The organism is Streptomyces sp. NPDC058955, assembly GCF_042741435.1.
Classification (GTDB): Bacteria; Actinomycetota; Actinomycetes; order Streptomycetales; family Streptomycetaceae; genus Streptomyces.
This window is the reverse complement of sequence record NZ_JBHYKM010000012.1, coordinates 20,547-41,391: the sequence shown is the minus strand read 5'-3', so window position 1 is coordinate 41,391 and position 20,845 is coordinate 20,547. Positions and strand designations below refer to the sequence as shown.

At 73.8% G+C, this 20,845-nt stretch carries 21 protein-coding genes; 17 read left to right on the top strand and 4 right to left on the bottom strand.

From position 1 onward, the window contains the following. Positions 1–20: 20 nt before the first annotated feature. Positions 21–827 carry a DUF3097 domain-containing protein gene (locus ACFW1I_RS07915; RefSeq protein WP_384667230.1) on the bottom strand — a complete coding sequence of 269 codons (807 nt, stop codon included), beginning with the start codon at positions 825–827 and terminating at the stop codon, positions 21–23. A 95-nt stretch (positions 828–922) separates the two neighbouring features. Then, the gene (locus tag ACFW1I_RS07910; RefSeq protein ID WP_384667227.1) at positions 923–1,660 is read right to left on the bottom strand and encodes an MBL fold metallo-hydrolase; all 738 of its coding nucleotides are present in this window, start codon (positions 1,658–1,660) and stop codon (positions 923–925) included. 138 nt (positions 1,661–1,798) lie between these two features. On the opposite strand from ACFW1I_RS07910, the gene hrcA reads away from it, so the two are divergent. The 9 genes from hrcA (at position 1,799) to ACFW1I_RS07865 (ending at position 10,728) form a co-directional block, all read left to right on the top strand. Further along, positions 1,799–2,818 carry a heat-inducible transcriptional repressor HrcA gene (hrcA, locus tag ACFW1I_RS07905; RefSeq protein ID WP_031005078.1) on the top strand — a complete coding sequence of 340 codons (1,020 nt, stop codon included), beginning with the start codon at positions 1,799–1,801 and terminating at the stop codon, positions 2,816–2,818. Next, positions 2,819–3,955 carry a molecular chaperone DnaJ gene (gene dnaJ / locus ACFW1I_RS07900; protein ID WP_384667223.1) on the top strand — a complete coding sequence of 379 codons (1,137 nt, stop codon included), beginning with the start codon at positions 2,819–2,821 and terminating at the stop codon, positions 3,953–3,955. A gap of 105 nt (positions 3,956–4,060) precedes the next feature. Beyond that, a complete protein-coding gene (locus tag ACFW1I_RS07895) occupies positions 4,061–5,149 on the top strand; it encodes a nitronate monooxygenase (protein ID WP_384667220.1) in 1,089 nt (362 codons plus the stop codon). After that, complete coding sequence (locus ACFW1I_RS07890) at positions 5,146–5,889, top strand: 16S rRNA (uracil(1498)-N(3))-methyltransferase (protein ID WP_384667217.1); 744 nt, start codon at positions 5,146–5,148, stop codon at positions 5,887–5,889. The genes ACFW1I_RS07895 and ACFW1I_RS07890 overlap by 4 nt, the downstream gene beginning before the upstream one ends. 57 nt (positions 5,890–5,946) lie before the next feature. Further along, the gene (locus ACFW1I_RS07885; RefSeq protein WP_384667214.1) at positions 5,947–7,281 is read left to right on the top strand and encodes an AAA family ATPase; all 1,335 of its coding nucleotides are present in this window, start codon (positions 5,947–5,949) and stop codon (positions 7,279–7,281) included. After that, positions 7,278–8,396: a tetratricopeptide repeat protein gene (locus ACFW1I_RS07880; RefSeq protein WP_384667211.1), complete on the top strand. Its 1,119-nt coding sequence runs from the start codon at positions 7,278–7,280 to the stop codon at positions 8,394–8,396. The genes ACFW1I_RS07885 and ACFW1I_RS07880 overlap by 4 nt, the downstream gene beginning before the upstream one ends. 59 nt (positions 8,397–8,455) lie before the next feature. After that, entirely contained in the window at positions 8,456–8,815 is a 360-nt protein-coding gene (locus ACFW1I_RS07875; protein WP_384667208.1) for a histidine triad nucleotide-binding protein, read from the top strand. 10 nt (positions 8,816–8,825) lie between these two features. After that, on the top strand, positions 8,826–9,728 hold the full coding sequence (locus ACFW1I_RS07870) for a ribonuclease Z (protein ID WP_384667205.1): 903 nt from the start codon (positions 8,826–8,828) through the stop codon (positions 9,726–9,728). Between the two features lie 10 nt (positions 9,729–9,738). Continuing rightward, a complete protein-coding gene (locus tag ACFW1I_RS07865) occupies positions 9,739–10,728 on the top strand; it encodes an adenosine deaminase (protein ID WP_384667202.1) in 990 nt (329 codons plus the stop codon). Between the two features lie 448 nt (positions 10,729–11,176). Here ACFW1I_RS07865 and ACFW1I_RS07860 read toward each other — a convergent pair whose 3' ends face one another. Further along, the gene (locus ACFW1I_RS07860) at positions 11,177–12,517 is read right to left on the bottom strand and encodes an MFS transporter (protein ID WP_384667199.1); all 1,341 of its coding nucleotides are present in this window, start codon (positions 12,515–12,517) and stop codon (positions 11,177–11,179) included. Positions 12,518–12,869: 352 nt separating this feature from the next. Here ACFW1I_RS07860 and ACFW1I_RS07855 point away from each other — a divergent pair, with 352 nt between their 5' ends. From ACFW1I_RS07855 to ACFW1I_RS07835, 5 genes are all read left to right on the top strand, one after another. Further along, positions 12,870–13,934, top strand: coding sequence for a PfkB family carbohydrate kinase (locus ACFW1I_RS07855; RefSeq protein WP_384667322.1), 1,065 nt, complete (start codon positions 12,870–12,872; stop codon positions 13,932–13,934). A gap of 104 nt (positions 13,935–14,038) precedes the next feature. Beyond that, on the top strand, positions 14,039–15,076 hold the full coding sequence (locus ACFW1I_RS07850) for a PhoH family protein (protein ID WP_384667196.1): 1,038 nt from the start codon (positions 14,039–14,041) through the stop codon (positions 15,074–15,076). Between the two features lie 11 nt (positions 15,077–15,087). Then, a complete protein-coding gene (gene ybeY, locus ACFW1I_RS07845) occupies positions 15,088–15,585 on the top strand; it encodes an rRNA maturation RNase YbeY (RefSeq protein ID WP_030494138.1) in 498 nt (165 codons plus the stop codon). Positions 15,586–15,598: 13 nt separating this feature from the next. Continuing rightward, a complete protein-coding gene (locus ACFW1I_RS07840) occupies positions 15,599–16,906 on the top strand; it encodes a hemolysin family protein (protein WP_384667192.1) in 1,308 nt (435 codons plus the stop codon). Then, positions 16,903–17,256, top strand: a complete 354-nt coding sequence (locus ACFW1I_RS07835) for an MmcQ/YjbR family DNA-binding protein (RefSeq protein WP_031005054.1) — start codon at positions 16,903–16,905, stop codon at positions 17,254–17,256. The genes ACFW1I_RS07840 and ACFW1I_RS07835 overlap by 4 nt, the downstream gene beginning before the upstream one ends. A gap of 1 nt (position 17,257) precedes the next feature. Here ACFW1I_RS07835 and ACFW1I_RS07830 read toward each other — a convergent pair whose 3' ends face one another. After that, complete coding sequence (locus ACFW1I_RS07830) at positions 17,258–18,658, bottom strand: MFS transporter (protein WP_384667188.1); 1,401 nt, start codon at positions 18,656–18,658, stop codon at positions 17,258–17,260. A gap of 155 nt (positions 18,659–18,813) precedes the next feature. On the opposite strand from ACFW1I_RS07830, the gene ACFW1I_RS07825 reads away from it, so the two are divergent. The 3 genes from ACFW1I_RS07825 to ACFW1I_RS07815 all read left to right on the top strand — a co-directional run bounded on the left by ACFW1I_RS07825 (position 18,814) and on the right by ACFW1I_RS07815 (position 20,707). Then, a complete protein-coding gene (locus ACFW1I_RS07825) occupies positions 18,814–19,635 on the top strand; it encodes a helix-turn-helix transcriptional regulator (RefSeq protein WP_384667320.1) in 822 nt (273 codons plus the stop codon). 27 nt (positions 19,636–19,662) lie between these two features. Beyond that, positions 19,663–20,025 carry a cytidine deaminase gene (locus tag ACFW1I_RS07820; protein ID WP_384667185.1) on the top strand — a complete coding sequence of 121 codons (363 nt, stop codon included), beginning with the start codon at positions 19,663–19,665 and terminating at the stop codon, positions 20,023–20,025. 199 nt (positions 20,026–20,224) lie between these two features. Next, on the top strand, positions 20,225–20,707 hold the full coding sequence (locus ACFW1I_RS07815) for a hypothetical protein (protein ID WP_384667182.1): 483 nt from the start codon (positions 20,225–20,227) through the stop codon (positions 20,705–20,707). Positions 20,708–20,845 lie beyond the last annotated feature (138 nt).

The following is a 20,845-nucleotide window of genomic DNA, read 5'->3' as shown; positions in this document are numbered from 1 at the left end:
CGCGGCCCCCACGGAGGCGGCTAGCCGACCGTCACGAAGTCGATCAGGTGCTCGACCTTGCCGAGCAGTTCCGGTTCCAGGTCCTTGTAGGACGTGACCCGCTTCAGGATCGCCTGCCAGATCGCGCCCGTGTTGTCGGCGGGCCAGCCGAGGGCCCGGCAGGTGCCCGTCTTCCAGTCCTGGCCCCGGGGGACCTCCGGCCAGGCCCGGATGCCCAGGACCGCGGGTTTCACGGCCTGCCAGATGTCGATGTAGGGGTGGCCGACGACCAGGACGTGGTCCGAGGCGACCTGGGCGGCGATGCGGGACTCCTTGGAGCCGGGGACCAGGTGGTCGACCAGGACGCCCAGGCGGGCGTCCGGGCCCGGGGCGAAGTCGGCGACGATCTGCGGGAGGTGGTCGACGCCCTCCAGGTACTCGACGACCACGCCCTCGACGCGCAGGTCGTCGCCCCAGACCCGTTCGACCAGCTCGGCGTCGTGGCGGCCCTCCACGTAGATGCGGCTCGCCCGGGCCACCCGGGCCCGCGCGCCCGGGACGGCGATCGAGCCGGAGGCCGTACGGGCCGGGCGGGCCGGGCCGCCGGACGACGGGCGGACCAGGGTGACGACCTTGCCCTCCAGCAGGAAGCCGCGCGGCTCCATCGGGAAGACCCGGTGCTTGCCGAATCGGTCCTCCAGCGTCACCGTGCCCGCCTCGCAGCGGATCACCGCCCCGCAGAAGCCCGTCGCGACCTCCTCCACGACCAGATCGGGATCGGCCGGGACCTCGGGGACGGGGGCCGTGCGCTTCCACGGCGGGGTGAGGTCGGCGTCGTAGCTACGCACGGGTTCCAGTCCTCCGGGTGCGCTGTCGGTGGGTCCTGCCGGGGGATGCGGCCAGGGGGGCTTCAGGTCCGGGTCGCGGCCGCATTCCGGGGACGCTACGACACCTGGAAGCGGCGTGCCAGTTCATCGCGCTGGCGTCGGACGAAAGCCGCGTCGACGGTCGCGCCGTGGCCGGGGACGTACAGGGCGTCCTCGCCGCCGAGGGCGAGGAGGCGGTCGAGGGCGTCGGGCCAGCGGGCGCCGACCGCGTCCGGGCCTGCCTGGGGCTCGCCGGACTCCTCGACCAGGTCGCCGCAGAAGACGACCTCGCGCTCGCCCGGCACGCAGACGACCAGGTCGTGCCCGGAGTGGGCGGGGCCCAGATTGGCCAGGAGGACCTGCCGGCCGCCCAGGTCGAGGGTCCACTCGCCGGTGACGGTGTGGCGGGGGGCCACCAGCGCCTCCGCCGCCTCCGCCGCGGCCCGCTCGTCGACGCCCTGGCGCACCGCGTCCGTGTACAGCTCCTCGCGGCCGTGCGCGGAGCCGAGGAGCTCGTCCGTGCCGACCGCGCCGAAGACCTCCGCGCCGGCGAAGGCGGCCGTGCCGAGGACGTGGTCGAAGTGGGGGTGGCCGAGTGCGATGTGCGTCACGCGCCGGCCGCCGGTGATCGCCTCCGCCTGGGCCCGGATCCCGGCGCCCTCGGCGAGCGTGGAGCCCGTGTCGTAGAGCAGAACCGCCTTGTCCCCCACGACCAGACCGGTGGTCGCGTCCCAGCCCGGGAGGCGCCGTCGGCCCACCCCGACCGCGAGCCGTTCCCACCCCTGAGCCGCCCATACCGCTTCGTCGATGTCCATGTCGCCGACGCTAGCGGGTCCGCCTCCTTGCCAGGAGCGACGGCCCCGGCCGTACACTGGCCGGGGGTTTCCTGGCACTCGGACAGGGCGAGTGCCAAAAGCGGAGCAACCGGAACGGCCGGAACGGGAGGTGTGCGCGTGCTGAGCGAACGCAGACTCGAGGTACTGCGCGCCATCGTCCAGGACTACGTCGGGACGGAGGAACCGGTCGGTTCCAAGGCGCTCACCGAGCGCCACAAGCTCGGCGTCTCTCCCGCCACCGTGCGCAACGACATGGCGGTGCTGGAGGAGGAGGGGTACATCGCCCAGCCCCACACCAGCGCCGGCCGGATCCCCACGGACAAGGGCTACCGCCTCTTCGTGGACCGGCTGGCCGGCGTCAAGCCGCTCTCGACCCCCGAGCGGCGCGCCATCCACAACTTCCTCGACGGCGCCGTGGACCTCGACGACGTCGTGGGCCGCACGGTGCGGCTGCTCGCGCAGCTGACCCGGCAGGTCGCCGTCGTGCAGTACCCGTCGCTGACCCGTTCGTCCATCCGGCACGTCGAGCTGCTGTCGCTGGCCCCGGCCCGGCTGATGCTCGTCCTCATCACGGACACCGGACGGGTCGAGCAGCGGGTGATCGACTGTCCCGCGCCGTTCGGCGAGACCTCCCTCGCCGATCTGCGGGCCCGGCTGAACAGCCGGGTCGGCGGCCGTCGCTTCGCCGACGTGCCGCAGCTGGTGCAGGACCTCCCCGAGTCGTTCGAGGAGCCCGAGGAGCGCGCCACGGTCTCGACCGTGCTGGCGACCCTCCTGGAGACGCTCGTGGAGGAGCACGAGGAGCGGCTGATGATCGGCGGCACCGCCAATCTCACCCGCTTCGGACACGACTTCCCGCTGACGATCAGGCCCGTCCTGGAGGCCCTGGAGGAGCAGGTCGTGCTCCTCAAGCTGCTGGGCGAGGTCAAGGAATCGGGCATGACCGTACGCATCGGGCACGAGAACGCCTACGAGGGACTGAACTCCACGTCCGTCGTCTCGGTCGGCTACGGTTCGGGCGGCGAGGCAGTCGCCAAACTCGGCGTGGTCGGACCGACCCGCATGGACTACCCCGGAACGATGGGAGCGGTACGCGCAGTGGCACGTTACGTCGGACAGATCCTGGCGGAGTCGTAAGTGGCCACGGACTACTACGCCACACTCGGCGTGCGCCGCGACGCTTCCCAGGACGAGATCAAGAAGGCCTTCCGCCGCCTCGCCCGCGAGCTTCACCCGGACGTCAATCCGGACCCGAAGACGCAGGAGCGGTTCAAGGAGATCAACGCCGCCTACGAGGTCCTGTCGGACCCGCAGAAGAAGCAGGTCTACGACCTCGGCGGCGACCCGCTGTCCAGCTCCGGCGGGGGCGGCGCGGGCGGCTTCGGAGCCGGTGGCTTCGGCAACTTCTCCGACATCATGGACGCCTTCTTCGGCACGGCCTCGCAGCGCGGACCGCGCTCGCGGACCCGCCGCGGCCAGGACGCCATGATCCGCCTGGAGATCGACCTCAACGAGGCGGCCTTCGGCACCACCAAGGACATCCAGGTCGACACGGCCGTCGTCTGCACCACCTGTTCGGGTGAGGGTGCCGCGCCCGGCACCTCCGCGCAGACCTGTGACATGTGCCGCGGCCGCGGCGAGGTCTCGCAGGTCACCCGGTCGTTCCTCGGCCAGGTCATGACCTCCCGGCCCTGCCCCCAGTGCCAGGGCTTCGGCACCGTCGTCCCGACCCCGTGCCCCGAGTGCGCGGGCGACGGCCGGGTCCGGTCCCGCCGCACGCTCACCGTCAAGATCCCCGCCGGTGTCGACAACGGCACCCGGATCCAGCTCGCGGGCGAGGGCGAGGTCGGCCCCGGCGGCGGCCCCGCCGGCGACCTGTACGTCGAGATCCAGGAGACCCCGCACGAGGTCTTCCAGCGGCGCGGCGACGACCTGCACTGCACGGTCACCCTCCCGATGACGGCGGCGGCGCTCGGCACGAAGGTGCAGCTCCAGACGCTGGACGGGCTGGAGGAGATCGACATCCGGCCGGGCACCCAGTCCGGCCAGTCGGTCCCGCTGCACGGCCGGGGCGTCACGCACCTGCGGGGCAACGGGCGCGGCGACCTGATCGTCCACGTCGAGGTCCAGACCCCGGGCAAGCTCGACGCCGAGCAGGAGCGCCTGCTGCGCGAACTGGCCAAGCTGCGCGGCGAGGAACGGCCCACGGGCCAGTTCCAGCCGGGTCAGCAGGGGCTGTTCTCGCGGCTGAAGGATGCCTTCAACGGGCGCTGACGGGGCCGGGCCCGTCGGGGCCCGTGTGATCTGTGCGTGAGAGGGGCGGCACTCTGAGTGCCGCCCCTTTCCCGTGCCCGGCAAGGGGCATGACACGATGCCCATATGTCCACCACCGCACTGAACGATCTCTTCCGGTATCCGATCGTGCAGGCCCCCATGGCGGGTGGCGCTTCCAGTCCCGCGCTCGTCGGAGCCGTCGGCGCGGCCGGCGCGCTCGGCTTCCTCGCCGCCGGGTACAAGACGGCCGGCGGTCTCTACCAGGAGATCAAGCAGGTCCGCGGGCTGACCGGACAGCCCTTCGGCGTCAACGTCTTCATGCCGCAGACCGGCCCCTCGGCCGACCCCGCGGCCATCGAGGTCTACCGCCACCAGCTGGCCGGGGAGGCCGGCTGGTACGGCACCCGGCTCGGTGAGACCGACGACTCGCGCGACGACGGGTACGAGTCCAAGCTGGCGATCCTGCTGGAGGACCCCGTCCCCGTCGTCTCCTTCACCTTCGGCTGCCCGAAGCCCGAGACCTTCGAGGCGTTCGCCCGCGCCGGTACGTACACGATCGTCACCGTCACCACCGCCGAGGAGGCCCGTACGGCCCAGGCGGCGGGCGCCGACGCGCTGTGCGTCCAGGGCGTCGAGGCGGGCGGCCACCAGGGCTCGTACCGCGACGACCCGGCCGACGAGCAGCCCGGCACCGGCGTCCTCGCCCTCCTCGCCCAGGTCCGGGAGACCACCGCGCTGCCGCTGGTCGCCGCCGGAGGGCTGATGCGCGGCGCGCAGATCGCCGCCGTGCTCGCCGCCGGGGCCGCCGCCGCCCAGCTCGGCACCGCCTTCCTGGTCTGCCCCGAGTCCGGCGCCCACCCGCTGCACAAGCGGGCCCTCACCGACCCGCTCTTCACCCGCACCGCCCTCACCCGGGCGTTCTCCGGCCGCCCGGCCCGCGGGCTCGTCAACCGCTTCATGCGCGAGCACGGCCCGTACGCCCCCGCCGGCTACCCCGAGATCCACCACCTCACCGCCCCGCTGCGGAAGGCCGCCGCCGACGCCGGCGACGCCCAGGGCATGGCCCTGTGGGCGGGCCAGGGCCACCGGCTGGCCCGCGAGCTGCCCGCCGGGGAGCTCGTCGAGGTGCTCGCCGCCGAACTCGACACCGCCCTCACCGACCTCGCCGACCCGGCCCTCAGGAGTGCCTCATGACCGCCCCCGTCTTCGTCGTCGACGCCGTCCCCGGCGTCGGCACCTTCGTCCTGGAGGGCCCCGAGGGGCGGCACGCCGTCTCCGTGAAGCGCCTCCAGGCCGGCGAGGAGCTCGTCCTCACCGACGGCCGGGGCCGCTGGGCCGAGTGCGTGGTGCGGGAGACCGAGGGCAAGGACCGGCTGACCGTGGAGGTGACGGGGGACCACGAGGAGCCGGCGGAGGAGCCGCGGATCACCGTCGTCCAGGCGCTCCCCAAGGGTGACCGGGGCGAACTCGCCGTCGAGACCATGACCGAGACCGGCGTCGACGCGATCGTGCCGTGGGCGGCCTCCCGCTGCATCACCCAGTGGCGCGGCGACCGCGGCCTCAAGGCGCTCGCCAAGTGGCGCTCCACCGCCCGCGAGGCCGGCAAGCAGTCCCGCCGCACCCGCTTCCCCGAGGTCGCCGACCTGATGACCACCAAGCAGGTCGCCCAGCTGCTCGCCGCCGCCGACTTCGCGGCCGTCCTGCACGAGGACCGCGACCACCCGAGCGGCGCCCTCGCCACCGCCGAACTCCCCGCGAAGGGTTCGGTCGTGCTGGTCGTCGGCCCCGAGGGCGGGGTCTCCCCGGAGGAGCTGGCGGCCTTCGAGGCGGCGGGAGCGAAGCCGTACCGGCTCGGCCGGAGCGTCCTGCGCACCTCCACGGCGGGCACGGCGGCCACCGCCCTCGTCCTCGGCCGCACCGGCCGCTGGGGCTGAACCACCCAGGGGGGACCCGCTGTCCGGGCGCCACGGGTCTTTTCTAGGCTGGCCCCCATGGCCGACGAGTCCCCCCTGATCCGCAGTCTGCGCGCCGCGGTCGCCGCCGCGCCCGGCGACGTGCCCCTGCGCCTCCACTTCGCCGAACTCCTCCTCGCCGAGGGGCGGAACGACGAGGCCGTCACGGAGGCGGCCGTCGCCCTCCAGCACGCGCCGGGGGACGCCGCCGCCCGGGCCCTGATGGTCCGCGCCATGGGGATGCCGCCGGTCGCGCCCGCACCCGCGCCCGCGCCGGAGCCTCCGGTGGCGCCCGCGCCCGTACCGGAGCCTCCGGTGGCGGGGATTCCGCCCGTATCGGAGACCCCGCCCGCCCCCGACCGGCCCGAGGCGAAGCCGGCCTTCGATTGGGCCGCCGCCGAGGAGCAGGTGTCCGACCTGGTCGGGCCGCGGTTCCTGGACGAGCCGCAGGCCGACGGCGGGGACGGGCTCGCCGGGGACGCCGCCGCCTGGGACGTGGACGCGCCCGGGGCCGTACGCCTCGCCGACGTCGGCGGCATGACCGACGTCAAGGAACGGCTCGAAGCCGCCTTCCTCGCACCCATGCGCAATCCCGAACTCCGCCGCCTCTACGGCAAGTCGCTCCGCGGCGGACTGCTCCTCTACGGCCCGCCCGGCTGCGGCAAGACCTTCATCGCCCGGGCCGTCGCCGGCGAGCTCGGCGCCAACTTCCTCACCGTCTCCCTCTCCGACGTCCTCGACATGTGGATCGGGGCCTCCGAGAAGAACATCCACGACATCTTCGAGACCGCCCGCCGCCAGGCCCCCTGCGTGGTCTTCCTCGACGAGCTGGACGCCCTCGGCGGCAAGCGCTCCCGCACCCACAGCAACGGCCTCCGCAACGTCGTCAACCAGCTCCTCACCGAACTCGACGGCATCGCCTCCGGCGCCGGCAACGAGGGGATCTTCGTCCTCGCCGCCACCAACGTGCCCTGGGACGTCGACATCGCCCTGCGCCGCCCCGGCCGCCTCGACCGCACCCTGCTCGTGCTGCCGCCGGACGCCGCCGCCCGCGAGGCGATCCTCCGCTACCACCTGCGCGAACGGCCGATCGAGGCCGTCGACCTCGGCAAGCTCGTCAAGGCCACCGAGGACTTCTCCGGCGCCGACCTCGCCCACCTGTGCGAGACCGCCGCCGAGTCCGCCCTCCTCGACTCCGCCCGCACCGGCAAGGTCCGGCTCATCACCACCAAGGACCTGCTCGGCGCCGCCAAGCAGATCCGGCCGTCCACCGAGCCCTGGTTCGCCGCCGCCCGGAACGTCGCCATGTTCGCCAACGAGGGCGGTCTCTACGACGACCTCCTCGCCTACCTGAAGCGGAAGCGCAAGCTGTGACCACCCCCGCCACCCCCTCCACACCCTCCGCGCTCGCCAGGGCCGAGGCGCTGTACGAGGCCGGCCGGTACGAGCAGGCCGGGGAGCTCGCCGCCCGGCACCTCGCGCAGGAACCCGAGGACGCCGACGCCCTCACCCTGCTCGCCCGCTGTCAGCACCGGGCGGGGAACCACGCCGCCGCGCTCGTCGCCGTCGAGCAGGCGCTGCGCGCCGAGCCCGAGCTGATCATGGCGCACCTGATGCGCACCCAGATCCTGCTCGCCCTCAAGCGGTACGGGGACGCCGAGGCCGCCGCCCACCGCTCGGTCCAGCTGGCCCCGCAGTTCTGGGGCAGCCACTACGCGATGGGCACCGCGCTCGCCGCGACCGCCGAGGCGGGCGGCGGACGCGACCGGGCCCGGCTCGCCGCCGCCTACGAGGCCGCCAGGACCGCCGTCGCCCTCGGCCCCGAGGAGGACGCCGCCCACTTCCTCGTCGGTCTCACCGCCCAGCGGCGCGGCGACCACGCCACCGCCCGGCAGGCGTACGAGACGACGCTGCGGCTCAACCCGCAGAGCAGCGAGGCCCACAACAACCTCTCCCTGATCCGGCTGCGCCGCCGCTGGTTCCGGCGCGGGGCCTGGACCCAGGCCGCCGAGGGCTTCGTCGCCTCCGCCGCGCTCGACCTCACCGACCGCAAGGCCCGCTTCAACCTGGAGGCGATGGCCTGGGGCACCGCCGCCGGCGCCCGCTGGGTCGCCCTGGTCGGCTTCCTCGCCTCCGCGGTCGGCGCCGCCCCGGTCAGGACCGGCGCGACCGGCGCCGACGCGATCGTGCCCTTCGTCATCGGGGCGGCCGTGCTCGTCGGCGCCTGGGGCGGCTGGGCCGTCTGGATGGCCCGCCGGGTGCCGCCGCGGCTGCGCCGCCCGCTGCTCCTGGTCGCCCGCAGCTGCCGGCCGGTGCTCGCGATGGCCGCCGCGGTGGGGCTGCTCGGGCTGTACTCGGCGGTGTCCATGGCGCTGTGGTCCTTCGACGCCGGGGTGGTCGCGGGGCTCGGCACACCGCTCTTCTGGGCCGTGGTCCTCACGTACTGGATCAGCCGGTCCGCCCTCAACCGGCGGATGCCGAAGGACTGACCGGGGCCGCCGGATAGCATGCGCAGGTACTGATCCACGGAGGCGAGGAGGCCCGGAGCATGGCCGGAGAGCCGCAGAGCGACTGCCTGTTCTGCAAGATCGCGGCAGGGGAGGTGCCGGCGACGATCGTCCGCGAGACGGAGACCACGCTGGCGTTCCGCGACATCAACCCGCAGGCGCCCACCCACGTGCTCGTCATCCCGCGCCTCCACTACCCGGACGCCGCCTCGCTCGCCGCCGCCGCGCCGACCGTCGCCGCCGACGTGCTGCGCGAGGCCGGCGAGGTCGCCGAGCAGGAGAAGGTGGACGGCAGCGGCTACCGGATCATCCTGAACACCGGCGCCGGCGCGGGCCAGACCGTCTTCCACGCGCACGCGCACGTGCTGGGCGGTCGCGGCCTCAACTGGCCCCCCGGATAGGACCGCGCCCGTGTCCGTCCGCGAACTGGTCGTCCTCGGTACCGCCAGCCAGGTCCCGACCCGCCACCGCAACCACAACGGGTACCTGCTCCGCTGGGACGGCCACGGCCTGCTCTTCGACCCCGGCGAGGGCACCCAGCGGCAGATGCTGCGGGCCGGGGTCGCCGCGCACGACCTGAACCGGATCTGCGTCACGCACTTCCACGGCGACCACTCGCTGGGCCTGGCCGGGGTGATCCAGCGGATCAACCTCGACCAGGTCCCGCACCAGATCACCGCCCACTACCCGGCGAGCGGGCAGCACTTCTTCGAACGGCTGCGGTACGCCACCGCCTACCGCGAGTCCGTGGAGCTGACCGAGGCGCCGGTCGCGGAGGACGGCGTGCTCGCCGTCACCGGCGCGTTCACGCTGGAGGCCCGCCGGCTCTCCCACCCCGTCGAGTCCTTCGGCTACCGGCTGGTCGAGCCCGACGGGCGCCGGCTGCTGCCGGAGCGGCTCGCCGCACACGGCATCAAGGGCCCGGACGTCGGCCGCATCCAGCGCGAGGGCAGCCTCCGCGGGGTCGCCCTGGAGGAGGTGAGCGAGGTCCGGCGCGGGCAGCGCTTCGCCTTCGTCATGGACACCCGGCTCTGCGACGGCGTGCACGCCCTCGCGGAGGGCACCGACCTGCTCGTCATCGAGTCGACCTTCCTCGACGAGGACGTCCGGCTCGCCCGGGACCACGGCCACCTCACCGCGGGTCAGGCCGCCGCCGTCGCCCGGGACGCGGGCGTGCGGCACCTCGTCCTCACCCACTTCTCGCAGCGCTACTCCGATCCGTCGGAGTTCGAACGGCAGGCGAGGGCCGCCGGATTCGAGGGCGAGCTGAGCATTGCCCAGGACCTCATGAGGGTCCCCGTACCGAAGAGATAGAGCACCACCCATGCCCCTCCCCACGGCAGAACTGCACCTCCACATCGAAGGCACCCTCGAACCCGAGCTGGCCTTCGCCCTCGCCGAGCGGAACGGCGTCACCCTGCCGTACGCCGACACCGAGGCGCTGCGCGAGGCGTACCGCTTCAGCGACCTCCAGTCCTTCCTGGACCTGTACTACGCCCTGATGGCGGTCCTGCGGACCCCCGAGGACTTCACCGCGCTCGCCGACGCCTATCTGGAGCGGGCCGCCGCGCAGGGCGTCCGGCACGCCGAGATCTTCTTCGACCCGCAGGCGCACACCTCGCGGGGCGTCCCGATCGGCACCGTCGTCGAGGGGCTGGCCGCCTCCCTCGACCGGGCCGAGGAGCGGTACGGGATCTCCACCCGGCTCATCCTCTGCTTCCTGCGCGACGAGTCCGCCGAGTCGGCGCTGGCCACGCTGGAGGCCGCGAAGCCGTACCTCGACCGGATCACCGGCGTCGGCCTCGACTCGGCCGAGGTCGGCCACCCGCCGGCCAAGTTCCGCGCGGTGTACGAGGAGGCCGCCCGGCTCGGCCTGCGGCGGGTCGCGCACGCGGGCGAGGAGGGCCCGGCGTCGTACGTCCGCGAGGCGCTGGACGTCCTCGGCGTGGAGCGGATCGACCACGGCCTGCGCTGCATGGAGGACCCGGAGCTGGTCGAGCGACTGGCCCGCGAGCGGATCCCGCTGACGCTGTGCCCGCTGTCGAACGTGCGGCTGCGGGTGATCGACACGCTGGCGGACCATCCGCTGCGGGCGATGCTGGACGCGGGGCTGCTGGTGACGGTCAACTCGGACGACCCCGCGTACTTCGGGGGGTACGTGGGCGACAACTACGACGGCGTCCGCGACGCGCTCGGCCTCACGCCGGAGCAGCTGCGGACGCTGGCGCGGCACTCCTTCGAAGCGGCCTTCCTGGACGACGACGAACCCCGCCGCGCGCGCTACCTCGCGGAAGTAGAAGCGCACACCTTCTAGCCCCCGCACCGCACCGCACCGCTGCGGGCCGCGCCCGCGCCGCTCCGTTGTGGGCAATCGTTCCGCTGGGGCGGTGCCCACCCCCCCCGGCCCGGCGGGGGCGTCGCGGGCGGCCGCCGCCGTTTCGTTGTGGGCAATCGTTCCGCTGGGGCGGAACGGGTGGGCACAACGGAACGGCACCGTTGCGGGTGCCTCCGCTCATGGGCCTGGACCCGCACCGCATGTGCGCCGTGCACGGGGTGCGGGTTCAGGCGCGGGAGCCTGGGCGCGGCACGGGGCGCCGTTCCGTGTGCCCACCCGTTCCGCCCCTTGCGGAACGCCTGCCCACACGGAACGGAGGTGCGGCGAACGGCGCCGCCCGGAAGCCGGGGCCTGGCGGGTGGGCACCGGCCTGCTGGACGTCTGTCTGCACGGGGGTGCGGGGACGGGGGCCGCCCGGAGGGTGGGGTCAGGTGGGGTTGGTGGGGCGGGCGAGGTGGAAGGTGGATCTGGCGGGGCGACGGGCGGCCGCGGGGGCCGGGATCGGGGCGATCTGCTGCTCCGGGGCGCCGACCTGGGGCAGCAGGGCCGTCGTCGTGGGGGCCGCACCCGCCACGAACGCCGCCGGCGCGCCGCCGCGGCGGCGGACGGAGCCGGGGACCAGGGGGCGGCCCGAGGCGTGGCGGGCGACCGCCGCCATGGGGGCGGCCACCAGGAGGAGGAGCGCGGCGAGGACCGCGCCCATGCCCGGGTAGCCGGCCGTCTCCGAGAGGACGCTGCCGGCGAGCGGGCCGCAGGCCGTGCCCAGGGAGGACGCCGAGCCGACCAGGACCGCCCAGCGGCCGCGCGGGTCGAGGGAGGCGGCGAGGCCGAGCAGGTAGGAGAGGACGACCGGGTAGACCGCGTTCCAGAGGATCTCGCCGGTCGCGAAGGAACCGAGCCCGTCGGCGGACGCGCTGAGCAGGACGCAGCACGCGATCAGCGCCGTGCCCGCGCCGATCGGGACCGCGCGCCCCAGCCGGGAGCCGAGCGCCCCGGCCGCCGTGACCCCCGCCAGACCCGCGCCGAGCGCCACCGCGAAGACCGCGCCGACCGTCACCTCGGAGAGCCCCGCCTGGCCGGTGCCGATCCGGCCGCTGACGCCCCAGAGGGCGTTCTGGGCGAGGGACCAGCACAGGACGCAGCCGGCCAGCACCGCGCCCGCCCGCCGGTACGGCAGCGGTCCGGTGGCCTCCGGGAGCGGCGACGCGCCCCGCCACGCGCGCGTGGCGCCCGGCAGCCGGCCCGTCACCGGCCACACCAGGACCGCCGCCGCGGCCAGCGCGAGCAGCGGCGGGGCGTGGCCGCCGCCGAGCCTCGGCAGCGTCAGGTAGAGCGCGCCGGCCGCGGCCGAGACCGACAGCAGGCCCAGGGTGGAGGCCCGCTGCGGATCCGGCTGCCCGGCGATCCCGGAGGCCGCCACCGCCGTCGCCGTACCCGAGCCGAAGCCGCCGAGGACCACCCCGGCGACCACCAGCGGCAGGCTGCCGGTCGCGGCGGCGGAGCCGTATCCCAGGGCCATCGCGAGCAGTCCGAGGCGGGCGGCCCGGCGCGGGCCGATCCGTTCCACGCGCGCGGCGAGCGTGAAACCGGCGGAGGCGGAGCCGAGCAGCAGCACCGAACCCGTCAGCCCGGCCTGGGACGGGCCGAGGCCGAGTCCGGCGGCGAGCCGGCCGACGACGGTCGGCAGCAGGTACGGGGCGAGATAGCCGGCCGTGAAGAGGGCGACGAGGGCGGCGAGGGGCCCCCGGGCGCGCGGGCGCGCAGACATGGGCGTTCCAGGAACCGAACGGGGAAATGAGACGGCGCCCCGGTGATCCACGGGGTCGCGGCACCATGTGTATCAAGCAACCGAATGGGCGGAGAAGGCACTCTCCCCCGATTCGTCCTGTGAGACGGGTCACCATCGGTTTGGGTGGGGTGATCCGGGGTAGCGACCGGCGATCCGCCGCGTCACCCCCGTCACCCCGACCCCATCGGGCACACTGTCCGGATCGGCACCCGGGTGCCGATCCCGCCGCACCACGACCGGGGAGTTCGCCGTGAGCACAGCCAGCGGAGACCAGCGCGCAGAGCCGTACGGGGAGGACGCGCGGCCCCGTCCCGCGGCCGGCGTCGACCCGCTGGAGACCGTCCGCGAGGCCGCCGACCCGGCCTGCGACGTCTTCCTCACCGGCACCGTCTTCCTGGACATCATCTTCACCGGCCTCGACAGCGCCCCCGTCCGCGGCACCGAGTCCTGGGCCCGCGGCATGGGCTCCAGCCCCGGCGGCGTCGCCAACATGGCCACCGCCCTCGCCCGCCTCGGCCTGCGCACCTCCCTCGCCGCCGCGTTCGGCGCCGACCACTACGGCGAGTACTGCTGGGACGCCCTCGAACAGGGCGAGGGCATCGACCTCTCGCTCTCCCGCACCGTCTCCGGCTGGCACTCCCCGGTCACCGTCTCCATGGCCTACGAGGGCGAGCGCACGATGGTCTCGCACGGCCACGAGGCGCCCCGCCCCGACGGGCCCGCCGTCCGCCCGCCGCGCGCCCGCGCCGCCGTCGCCTCCCTCGTCCCCGGCCGCACCGAGGAGTGGGTGGCCCGCGCCGCCCGCGACGGCGCCCGGGTCTTCGCCGACGTCGGCTGGGACGACACCGGCCGCTGGGACCTGGCGGCCCTGACCGACCTGGAGCACTGCGAGGCGTTCCTGCCCAACGCCGCCGAGGCGATGCGCTACACCCGTACCGACTGCCCCCGCGCCGCCGCCCACGCGCTCGCCGACAAGGTCCGCTACGCCGTCGTCACCCTCGGCGCCGAGGGCGCCTACGCCGTCGACGGCGCCACCGGCGAGACCGCCGAGGTGCCCGCCATCCGCGTCGAGGCCCTCGACCCCACCGGCGCCGGCGACGTCTTCGTGGCCGGCTTCGTCACCGGCACCCTCGCCGACTGGCCGCTCGCCGACCGGCTCGCCTTCGCCGGCCTCACCGCCGCGCTCTCCGTCCAGGAGTTCGGCGGCTCCCTCTCCGCCCCCACCTGGACCGAGATCGCCGCCTGGTGGCAGCACGTCCAGCACGACGACCGGCAGGACCCGGAGGCGCTGCGGGCCCGCTACGCCTTCCTCGAAGCCCTGCTCCCCGCCCCCGCCCGCCCCTGGCCGCCGCGCCGCGCGGTGCCCACCATCGGCTTCCGGGCGGCCGTCCCGTAAACCGCTTCGGGCACACCGGCACCAGGTCGTAGGCTGGGAGCGAGAGGTTGTCGAGCAGCGAGAACCCCGCAGCAGGAGGTATGCGCAGGCCAGAGGGCCGGCCCATGACGCAGACACCCACAGCCCCCAACGGAACGCCGGGCGAGGCCCGTGCCCACTTCGCGGTGCCCGCCAAGCACCCCATGGTGACCGTCCTCGGTTCCGGCGACTCCCTGCTCCGCGTGATCGAGCGGGCGTTCCCCCGGGCGGACATCCACGTCCGGGGCAATCAGGTCAGCGCGGTCGGCGACGCCGGAGAAGTCGCCCTCATCCAGCGCCTGTTCGACGAGATGATGCTGGTGCTCCGCACCGGACAGCCGATGACGGAGGACGCAGTGGAACGCTCCATCGCCATGCTCAAGGCGAGCGACGACGGCGAAGGCGCCGACGAGACCCCGGCCGAGGTGCTCACCCAGAACATCCTCTCCAGCCGCGGCCGCACCATCCGCCCCAAGACCCTCAACCAGAAGCGGTACGTCGACGCGATCGACAAGCACACGATCGTCTTCGGCATCGGCCCCGCCGGCACCGGCAAGACCTACCTGGCCATGGCCAAGGCCGTCCAGGCCCTCCAGTCCAAGCAGGTCACCCGGATCATCCTGACCCGCCCGGCGGTCGAGGCCGGCGAGCGCCTCGGCTTCCTCCCCGGCACCCTCTACGAGAAGATCGACCCCTATCTGCGCCCGCTCTACGACGCGCTGCACGACATGCTCGACCCGGACTCCATCCCCAAGCTGATGGCGAACGGGACGATCGAGGTCGCGCCGCTGGCGTACATGCGGGGCCGGACGCTCAACGACGCCTTCATCATCCTCGACGAGGCGCAGAACACGAACCCCGAGCAGATGAAGATGTTCCTCACCCGCCTCGGCTTCGACTCGAAGATCGTCATCACCGGTGACATCACCCAGGTCGACCTCCCGGGCGGCACGAAGAGCGGTCTGCGGCAGGTCCGGGACATCCTCGACGGCGTTCCCGACGTGCACTTCTCGACGCTCACGTCGCAGGATGTCGTCCGGCACAAGCTCGTCGGCCGTATCGTCGACGCGTACGAGAAGTACGACAGCGCCAACGAGCAGCGCACCGGCCGCAACGGGAAGTAGAAGCACCGCACATGTCGATCGACGTCAACAACGAGTCCGGCACCGAGGTCGACGAGCAGGCGATCCTGGACATCGCCCGCTACGCCCTCGGCCGCATGCGCATCCACCCGCTCTCCGAGCTCTCGGTGATCGTGGTCGACGCGGAGGCGATGGAGCAGCTCCACATCCAGTGGATGGACCTCCCCGGACCGACGGACGTCATGTCCTTCCCGATGGACGAGCTGCGCCCGCCGGCCAAGGACGACGAGGAGCCCCCGCAGGGGCTCCTCGGCGACATCGTGCTCTGCCCCGAGGTCGCCAAGAAGCAGGGCGAGGACGCCCCCACCAAGCACTCCATGGACGAGGAGCTCCAGCTGCTCACCGTCCACGGCGTCCTCCACCTGCTCGGCTACGACCACGAGGAGCCGGACGAGAAGGCCGAGATGTTCGGCCTCCAGGCGGCGATCGTCGACGGCTGGCGCGCCGAGAAGGGCCTCACCGGCCCGTCGCCCGCCCCCACCGTCAACTGACCCCGCGCGCCCGATGAGCATCCAGCTGATCCTCGGCGCGGTCGCCCTGGTCGTCGTCGCCTGGCTGGCCGCCTGCGCCGAGGCCGGGCTCGCCCGCGTCTCCGCCTTCCGCGCCGCCGAGGCCCTCCGCTCCGGACGGCGCGGCGCCGAGAAGCTCACCCAGGTCGCCTCCGACCCGACCCGCTACCTCAACGTGGCGCTGCTCGTCCGGGTCGCCTGCGAGATGGCGGCCGGCGTCCTCGTCACCTACGCCTGCCTGGAGTACTTCCCGGAGACCTGGGAGGCGCTGCTGGTCGCGATCGCCGTGATGGTGCTGGTCTCCTATGTGGCCGTCGGCGTCTCGCCGCGCACCATCGGCCGCCAGCACCCGCTGAACACGGCCACCGCCGCCGCGTACGTCCTCGTCCCGCTGGCCCGGATCATGGGCCCGATCCCGCAGCTGCTGATCCTCATCGGCAACGCGCTCACCCCCGGCAAGGGCTTCCGCAAGGGCCCCTTCGCCTCCGAGGCGGAGCTGCGGGCCATGGTGGACCTGGCCGAGCAGGAGTCGCTGATCGAGGACGAGGAGCGCCGGATGGTGCACTCGGTCTTCGAGCTGGGCGACACCCTGGTCCGCGAGGTGATGGTGCCGCGCACGGACCTCGTCTGCATCGAGCGGTACAAGACCGTCCGGCAGGCCCTCACCCTCGCGCTGCGCTCCGGCTTCTCCCGCATCCCGGTGACGGGGGAGAACGAGGACGACGTCGTCGGGATCGTGTACCTGAAGGACCTGGTCCGCAAGACGCACATCAACCGCGACGCCGAGGCCGACCTGGTCTCCACCGCGATGCGCGCGGCGGCCTTCGTCCCCGACACCAAGAACGCCGGCGACCTGCTGCGCGAGATGCAGCAGGAGCGCAACCACGTCGCCGTCGTCATCGACGAGTACGGCGGCACGGCCGGCATCGTCACCATCGAGGACATCCTGGAGGAGATCGTCGGCGAGATCACCGACGAGTACGACCGGGAGCTGCCGCCGGTCCAGGAGCTCGGCGACGAACGCCACCGGGTCACCGCCCGCCTCGACATCGGCGACCTCGGCGAGCTGTACGGCTTCGGCCCCGACGAGTTCGACGACGAGGACGTGGAGACCGTCGGCGGGCTGCTCGCCAAGGCCCTCGGCCGGGTCCCGATCGCCGGCGCCGCGGCCGTCGTCGCCCTGCCGGACGGGCGGGAGCTGAGGCTGACCGCCGAGGCCCCGGCCGGCCGCCGGAACAAGATCGTCACCGTGCTCGTCGAGCCGGTCGCCCCGGCCGGAGCGGAGGGGGCGGACCAGGAATGACCCCGGACCGGCTGCGCGCCTTCTGCCTGGAGTTCAACGACGCCACGGAGGAGTTCCCCTTCGGGCCCGACACCTCGGTCTTCAAGGTGGCGGGGAAGATGTTCGCGCTCTCCTGGCTGGACGGCGAGCCGCTGCGGGTCAATCTGAAGTGCGATCCGGAGGACGCCGTACGGCTCCGCGAGGAGCACCCGGCGATCACCCCCGGCTACCACATGAACAAGCGCCACTGGAACACGGTGGAGGTGGCCGGGCTCCCGGACCGGATGGTCCGGGAGCTCATCGAGGACTCGTACGACCTGGTCGTCGCCGGCCTGCCGAAGGCGGTGCGGCTCCGCCTCGACCGGCCGTGACTCACCGCGCGCGCCGCAGGCCGAGGGCGAGGACGGCCGCCGCCGCCAGCACGATCGCCGCGTCCAGCGCGAGGACCGTGCGGACGCCCCCGTAGAGGCTGTCGCCGGTGGTGGCGAGGACGCCGAGCAGCGGGATGCCGACGGTGATGCCGACCTGCTGGGTCGTGGTGACGAGTCCGGTCGCCAGACCCTGCTCCTCGTCCGGGACGCCGGAGGTGACGGTCACGCCGTACGAGATGATCGCGCCGAGGTGGCACATGGAGGCCAGCGAGACGGCGACGGCGGCGAGGAGCGCGCCCGACTCCGCGCCGATGCCCAGGAGCGCCGCCACGAACACGCCCTGGCCCGCGAGCGAGAACACCAGGGTGCGGCGGGCTCCGAACCGGCCGATCACCCGGGGGACCACGGACCCGGTGAAGACCGAGACGACGCCCTGCGCCCCGAAGATCAGGCCGGTGAGGAAGCCGGAGAGCCCCAGGGTCCGCTGCAGGTACAGGGTCAGCACGAAGACGACCACCGACATCATCGAGAAGGTCACGAGCCCGCCCAGATTGCCGAGGGCGACGGTGCGCCGCTTCAGCATCGGCAGCGACACCAGGGGCGACGGGCTGCGGGACTCCACGACCACGAAGGCCACCAGGAGCACCACGCCGGCGACCAGGCCGACGAGCACGTCGGTGCCGCCGAAGCCGCGCTCGGCCGCCGTCGACAGGGCGTAGATCAGGGAGAGCAGACCGCCGGTGACCGTCACCGCGCCCGGCACGTCGAGCCGGGGCCGCTCCGCGGTGCGCGACTCGGGCAGCAGGCCCGGCGCGAGCGGGAGCACGATCAGGGTGAAGACGGCGAGCAGCCCCATGGTGGACCGCCAGCCCAGGGTGTCGGTCATGACCCCGCCGAGGACCATCCCGATGGTGAAGCCCAGGGACAGCAGGGTGCCGGAGATGCCGAGCGCCCGGTCGCGCTGCGGGCCCTCCGGGAAGGAGGTCGTCAGCAGGGACATGCCGGTCGGCACGATCGCGGCCGCGCCGAGGCCCTGCAGGGCGCGCCCGGTGAGGAAGGAGGCCGGGTCCCAGGCGAGGGCGGCGAGCAGCGAGGCGGCGCCGAAGAGGGCGAGGCCCGCCAGGAACAGCTTCCTGCGCCCGTACAGGTCGCCGAGCCGGCCGGACAGCAGCAGGAAGCCGCCGGACGGCAGCGCGAAGGCGGTGACCGCCCACTGGAGGGCCGACGGGCCGAGGCCGAGGTCGGCGCCGAGCACCGGCAGCGCCACGTTCAGGACGGAGAAGTCCAGGGCCACCATGAACTGGGCGGCGCACAGCACCACGAGGACGAGCCGGGCCCGTCCGGAGAAGGCGGGGGAGGCCGGACCGGTGCCGGGAGTCGGGGGAGAGGACAGAGTCGTCATGGTCACGACTCTCACGGCGCGGGAACACGGCTGGGGAGCGGGAACTTATCCTGTTGGTCGCACCACCACGCATCCAGGGGGAGGCACACGTGGCCACGGCACTGGGGAGCGCCACCGCCAAGGCGCACCGACTGTCCGAACTGCGCGAGTTCCTGATGAGCCGTCGCGCCCGGGTGACCCCCGCCGAGGCCGGCCTGCCCGACGGCGGTGCCCGGCGCCGCACCCCGGGGCTGCGCCGCGAGGAGGTCGCGGTCCTCGCCGGCGTGGGGGTCTCCTGGTACCAGTGGCTGGAGCAGGGGCGGGACATCACCGTCTCCCCGCAGGTGATCGACTCGGTGGCGCGGGTGCTGCGGCTCAGCCCGGCGGAGCGGCGCCATCTGTACCTGCTCGCGGGGCTCAACCCGCCCGCGCCGGAGGTGGCCCCGGACGCGCGGGACATGTGCCACGGGCTGCGCCGGCTCATCGACGCGTGGATGCCGTTCCCGGCGCACATCATGGACGTGTACTGGAACACGATCATGTACAACGACTCGGCGTCCATCGTCCTCGGCATGCGCCCGGAGATCGTCCAGAACTGCCTGATCTCGTTCTTCACCGATCCGATCTACCGCTCGCGGGCGGAGGACTGGGAGCAGCTGGCGCCCAAGGTCGTCGCCCAGTTCCGGGCCGCCTGCTCGGAGCACCCGGACGACGAGGGGTTCCGGGCCGTGGTCGAGGACGCCAGGGCGGCCAGCCCCGAGTTCGCGGAGCTGTGGGACCAGCGGGACGTCATGCCCGGCGGCCAGACCCGCAAGATCCTGGACCACCCGCTGGCCGGTCCGCTGCACGTGGAGGCCACCCAGCTGCGGGTGCCGGCCCGCCCGGACCTGGTGATCGTGCTGCACGCCCCGCTCCCGGAGGCGGACACCGAGGCGAAGCTGGCGTGGCTGGTCTCGCCGGAGGGCCGCCGGGGGGCGATGTACCCGCTGGCGGGCTGACCGGGAGCCCCGACCTATGCTCGGTCCATGACACTCAGCAGTGAGCACGGCGACCTCGGCGCCGAGGACCTGAAGATCATCACGCTGGCGCGCAGCGCCCGCGCCCGCAACGGCGTGCCCGAGGGCGCGGCGGTACGGGACGAGACCGGCCGCACCTATGTGGCGGGCACGGTGGAGCTGGAGTCGCTGAAGCTGAGCGCGCTGCGGACGGCCGTGGCGATGGCCGTCGCGAGCGGCGCGCAGTCGCTGGTGGCGGCGGCCGTGGTGTCCGCCGCCGAGGCCGCGTCCGACGAGGACCGGGCGGCCGTCCGGGACCTGGGCGGACCGGAGACGCCGGTGCTGCTCGCGGGCCCGGACGGGCAGCTGCGGTCGGCCGTCACGGCGGGCTGAGCACCGTACGCCCGAGGCGCGGGGTCCGGCCACGGCCGGGCCCTTGCGCGTTTGTGAAGGATCTCCGCGACTTCTCTTGCCTTCCCGTGCCGTCTGCGCGTCAATAGGCGGCGAACGGTCCGACGGGCCGTCAGATCTCCGCCATTCCACGCAGTGCCCGCACCCCTGCGTTCGTCATCGGAAGGGGTACGAACTCGCCATGAGAAGAAGCACCTTGGGGGCGGCCGGAGCACTCGCCGCGGGCCTCGCCGCGACCTCGCTCGCCTTCGCCCCCACGGCCTCCGCCGCCGTCTCGCCCGGCTCGGTCACGGCGTCGTACGACTGCGGCTCGTGGGGCGGCGGCCCCGCCACCCTCACCATGACCCACTCGGGGACCACCGCCCAGGTGTGGATCGACTCGCCCGTGACCTCGCCGATCTCGGTCGGCGCGGACACGATCAGCTCCACGCTGATCCTGGACAACTCCACCGGACCCGACCGGGTCTTCACCGGCAAGAAGAACCCGGCGATCCCGGCCGGCGGGGCCGCGAAGCTGGGCCCGCTGACCGCGACGAACGTGGTGGCCGGCGACAGTCTCAACTCGTACTTCGCCGGGGTCGCCCTCAAGCTGGTCATCTTCGGCGTCACGGTGAACTGCGACGCGGTCACGTCGCAGTCCCCGGGCCCGTTCGTCATCAGCTGATCCACCGCTGATCCACCGCTGATCCACCGCGCACGTCACGACCGGGGGGGGGGGGGGGGGGGGCCGCGCCCCGGGGCGGCGCCCCCCCCCCCGCAGAGAGGCGGGCGCGAGCGCGCGCGGGCGCGAGAGCGAGAGTGG

Bases quoted from the DNA above. Each gene is read 5' to 3' on its own strand.
- ACFW1I_RS07830 (WP_384667188.1), bottom strand. From the start codon at position 18,658: ATGACGACTCTGTCCTCTCCCCCGACTCCCGGCACCGGTCCGGCCTCC.
- ACFW1I_RS07820 (WP_384667185.1), top strand. From the start codon at position 19,663: ATGACACTCAGCAGTGAGCACGGCGACCTCGGCGCCGAGGACCTGAAG.
- ACFW1I_RS07865 (WP_384667202.1), top strand. From the start codon at position 9,739: ATGCCCCTCCCCACGGCAGAACTGCACCTCCACATCGAAGGCACCCTC.
- ACFW1I_RS07860 (WP_384667199.1), bottom strand. From the start codon at position 12,517: ATGTCTGCGCGCCCGCGCGCCCGGGGGCCCCTCGCCGCCCTCGTCGCC.
- ACFW1I_RS07890 (WP_384667217.1), top strand. From the start codon at position 5,146: ATGACCGCCCCCGTCTTCGTCGTCGACGCCGTCCCCGGCGTCGGCACC.
- ACFW1I_RS07885 (WP_384667214.1), top strand. From the start codon at position 5,947: ATGGCCGACGAGTCCCCCCTGATCCGCAGTCTGCGCGCCGCGGTCGCC.
- ACFW1I_RS07815 (WP_384667182.1), top strand. From the start codon at position 20,225: ATGAGAAGAAGCACCTTGGGGGCGGCCGGAGCACTCGCCGCGGGCCTC.
- ACFW1I_RS07875 (WP_384667208.1), top strand. From the start codon at position 8,456: ATGGCCGGAGAGCCGCAGAGCGACTGCCTGTTCTGCAAGATCGCGGCA.
- ACFW1I_RS07825 (WP_384667320.1), top strand. From the start codon at position 18,814: ATGAGCCGTCGCGCCCGGGTGACCCCCGCCGAGGCCGGCCTGCCCGAC.
- ACFW1I_RS07910 (WP_384667227.1), bottom strand. From the start codon at position 1,660: ATGGACATCGACGAAGCGGTATGGGCGGCTCAGGGGTGGGAACGGCTC.
- ACFW1I_RS07835 (WP_031005054.1), top strand. From the start codon at position 16,903: ATGACCCCGGACCGGCTGCGCGCCTTCTGCCTGGAGTTCAACGACGCC.
- ACFW1I_RS07840 (WP_384667192.1), top strand. From the start codon at position 15,599: ATGAGCATCCAGCTGATCCTCGGCGCGGTCGCCCTGGTCGTCGTCGCC.
- ACFW1I_RS07850 (WP_384667196.1), top strand. From the start codon at position 14,039: ATGACGCAGACACCCACAGCCCCCAACGGAACGCCGGGCGAGGCCCGT.
- ACFW1I_RS07895 (WP_384667220.1), top strand. From the start codon at position 4,061: ATGTCCACCACCGCACTGAACGATCTCTTCCGGTATCCGATCGTGCAG.
- ybeY (WP_030494138.1), top strand. From the start codon at position 15,088: ATGTCGATCGACGTCAACAACGAGTCCGGCACCGAGGTCGACGAGCAG.